Genomic DNA, 2,708 nt, shown 5'->3' on the forward strand with positions numbered 1-2,708 from the left:
TCCGGCGCCGGCGAGGCCGACTGGGCCGCGTGGGTGGTGGAGGCACAGGAGCGGATCGAGGCGGCCGGCGGCGGCGCGTAATCCCGAAGCGAAAGCCCCCGAGGGCAACGGCGCGACTGGCCCGGAGCCGGCACTTTTTCAGGAGGCTTCGAATGGCTCTCATAGACCGCGTCAAAGCGCGCACCGGGTCGGACCTGCCCGACGACGAGCTTGCCGCGATGATCGCCGGCATCGAGGCGGAGATTGACGCCCGTTTCGGCCCGGCCGGGCCGATCACCGTCGACTTTGGCGACCCGTCCGACCCGGATACGCGGGGTCTGCGCACCCTGCGCCTCGCGCGGCCGCTCGATGCCGGAGAGCCGGTGACCATCATCGAGACGGACCCCGGCTGGAGCGGCAGCGGGGCGAACGACATCACGCTTTCGCCGTCCGACTATCGGGTCCTGCACGGCGGGCGCACCCTGCTGCGGCTGCTGGACGGCGACAACGGTCGCTCGCATTGGGCGCCGCTGGTGTCGGTCACCTACACGCCGACCGGCGCCCAGGGACTGAGGGACGAGGCCGTCATCCGCATCATGGCGCTCGACACGCCAGGACAGGCGGCGGCCGGCCTCAAGAGCGAGCGGGCGGGCGACTATTCATGGACGGCCGCAACCGGTGCCGAGCGCGCGGAGGCTCGCGAGGCGGTGTTCGCCTGGCTCGGTGTTGCCCTGGGCGGCAGCGCCATGCCGATGGCTTGATGGAGGGGGGGCATGGACAAGAAGATCCTCAACAAGATCCGCAAGTGCCTCGCGCTCGCCCGTAGCGGCAATGAAAACGAGGCCGCAGCGGCGCTCGCCAAGGCCCGCGAGCTGATGGATGCGCACGGGGTCACCGACGAGCAGTTGGAACTGGCGGACATCGACGAGGCGACCGCACGCGCGTGCCGGGTGCAACGGCCGCCGGTGTGGGACGTGATCCTGGCGAACACCGTTGGCCAGGCGCTTGGAGTGACCTGCTATCTCGATGCGCGCGGCGACCGCGCCTTCGTCGGCCGGGGGGCAAGCGCAGAGATCGCGAGTTATGCGTACGCGGTCCTGTTTCGCCGGCTGAAGGCCGAGCGCGCGGCGTATATCAAGACGCACCTGAAGCGCTGCAAGCCGGCGCGCAAGCGCCTGCGGGCGGACGTGTTCTGCGAGAGCTGGGCTGGCATGGTTTACCTGAAAATCAAGGCGCTGATCCCCGAGCGACGGGCCGACCCTCTCGTGCGGCAATACCTGGAGACCTATCGTCCTGGCCTCGTCACGGTCGAGCCGCGAAAGGCGAACCGCTCCGGAGGGCGCACCGACAGCGATAGCCTGCGCGGCGCGCTCGCCGGCAGCGAGGTAAACCTCAATGCCGGCCTTCAGGGCGAGAATACGGCCCCCCTGGCGCTGACATGATCGCCGGCCGTCTCACCATGCGGGCGCTCGTCGAGCGCAACCAGGCGACCGGGCGGGACGGCTGGAACAATCCGGTCGCGCCGGATTTCCAGCCGCTCGGCACGCTGCCGTGTTTCGTCTGGTCGAATGCCTCGCGTGAGATCGTCGACGGCGACAAGACCGCCATGGTCGAGGACATGCGGGCGTTGTTCGCCCTCAGCGCGGATATCGCCGAGCACGACGAGATCGCCGGCATCACCGATGCGAAAGGCAAGCCTTTGATCACCGGCCGCCTGAAGGTGGAGGGGCCGGTGCAGCGCAAGCACACGCACCTTGAAGCGGCTTTGAAAAGGATCGGGTGATGGACCAGACGCGATATACCGGACGGGATGTCGAGGTGCTCACAGACGCCTCGCCGGTGTGGCGGGATAGGTCGGAGGTCGCACCGGCCGGGCATCTGATCTGGGTGAGCGACGGCGCGTCTGTCTGGCTGCTGGAGGGCACGGGAGTGCCTTTCCCGGCCCAGGCGACGGCCTGCAAATGGTGGACGCCGGCGGTGATCCCGCGCCTCCCGTCAGGGGCGGTGCCGGCCGCACTCTCGGACTGACCCAAGATGGCGGACTGACCCAAGATGGCGGACTGACCCAAGATGGCCCGCAAGCCGAAATCGCTCAAATGGTACGGCAAGGCTGTCAAGGCGGACATGCGCGCCGCCCAGATTGACGGCGTCAACGAGACCATGGCCGCGTGCGTGCAGCACGCGAAACGAAACCACACCTGGAACAACCGGACGGCGATTTTGGAGGGCGGCATCGACATCGCCGATTATGCGGCGCCCCATAGCAGCGGCGTCAAGGGGACGTGGGGGGTGCGCGACGTGGTCTATGCGCGGATCCAGGAGCTCGGCGGCACGATCAGACCCAAGACCGGGCAGGCCCTGAAATTCCGCCTGGACGACGGCACATTCGCGATCGTCACGCAGGTGACGATCCCCGCGCGGCCTTATCTGCGCCCGGCAGCAGATGAGGAATATCCCAAGCTCGCCGACCGGATCAGGGCCTCGTATCAGCGCCGGGCGAAGCGGCGCAAGACGACCTGACGCGCAAGACGACCTGCCGGGCTCTGCGGGGCGCCCTTGACAGCCGCCCGGCGCGGCCGGATGCTCCGGCCAATCTCCCGCACCTCCCCGAATATCGACGTCTCCCGCGCACCTGCGCGGATGTCCGGCACGCGCCGCCGCCGCCATAGTCGCTTCCTGTAACCCCGGCACCCGCCGGGGTCTTGAGGTGGTGCAATGGCAGCTACGGC

The 2,708-nt window shown here is 68.6% G+C and carries 5 protein-coding genes; all 5 read left to right on the forward strand.

Annotation, left to right across the window (positions count from 1 at the left end; all coding sequences use genetic code 11):
* Nucleotides 1-152 precede the first annotated feature (152 nt).
* Genes TSB10P1A_RS22590 through TSB10P1A_RS22610 form a run of 5 tightly spaced genes read left to right on the forward strand, consistent with a single transcriptional unit; the run spans nt 153 to nt 2,499 of the window.
* On the forward strand, nt 153-740 hold the full coding sequence (locus TSB10P1A_RS22590; protein WP_186390227.1) for a hypothetical protein: 588 nt from the start codon (nt 153-155) through the stop codon (nt 738-740).
* A 12-nt stretch (nt 741-752) separates the two neighbouring features.
* Nucleotides 753-1,421, forward strand: a complete 669-nt coding sequence (locus TSB10P1A_RS22595; RefSeq protein WP_186390228.1) for a DUF2786 domain-containing protein — start codon at nt 753-755, stop codon at nt 1,419-1,421.
* Nucleotides 1,418-1,762 carry a hypothetical protein gene (locus tag TSB10P1A_RS22600; protein WP_186390229.1) on the forward strand — a complete coding sequence of 115 codons (345 nt, stop codon included), beginning with the start codon at nt 1,418-1,420 and terminating at the stop codon, nt 1,760-1,762. Before TSB10P1A_RS22595 ends, TSB10P1A_RS22600 begins: the two co-directional genes overlap by 4 nt.
* Complete coding sequence (locus TSB10P1A_RS22605; protein ID WP_186390230.1) at nt 1,762-2,007, forward strand: hypothetical protein; 246 nt, start codon at nt 1,762-1,764, stop codon at nt 2,005-2,007. The genes TSB10P1A_RS22600 and TSB10P1A_RS22605 overlap by 1 nt, the downstream gene beginning before the upstream one ends.
* A gap of 42 nt (nt 2,008-2,049) precedes the next feature.
* A complete protein-coding gene (locus TSB10P1A_RS22610) occupies nt 2,050-2,499 on the forward strand; it encodes a phage morphogenesis protein (protein ID WP_186390231.1) in 450 nt (149 codons plus the stop codon).
* The last annotated feature ends 209 nt before the right edge of the window (nt 2,500-2,708 follow it).

The organism is Stappia sp. TSB10P1A (genome assembly GCF_900185725.1).
GTDB lineage: Bacteria > Pseudomonadota > Alphaproteobacteria > Rhizobiales > Stappiaceae > Stappia.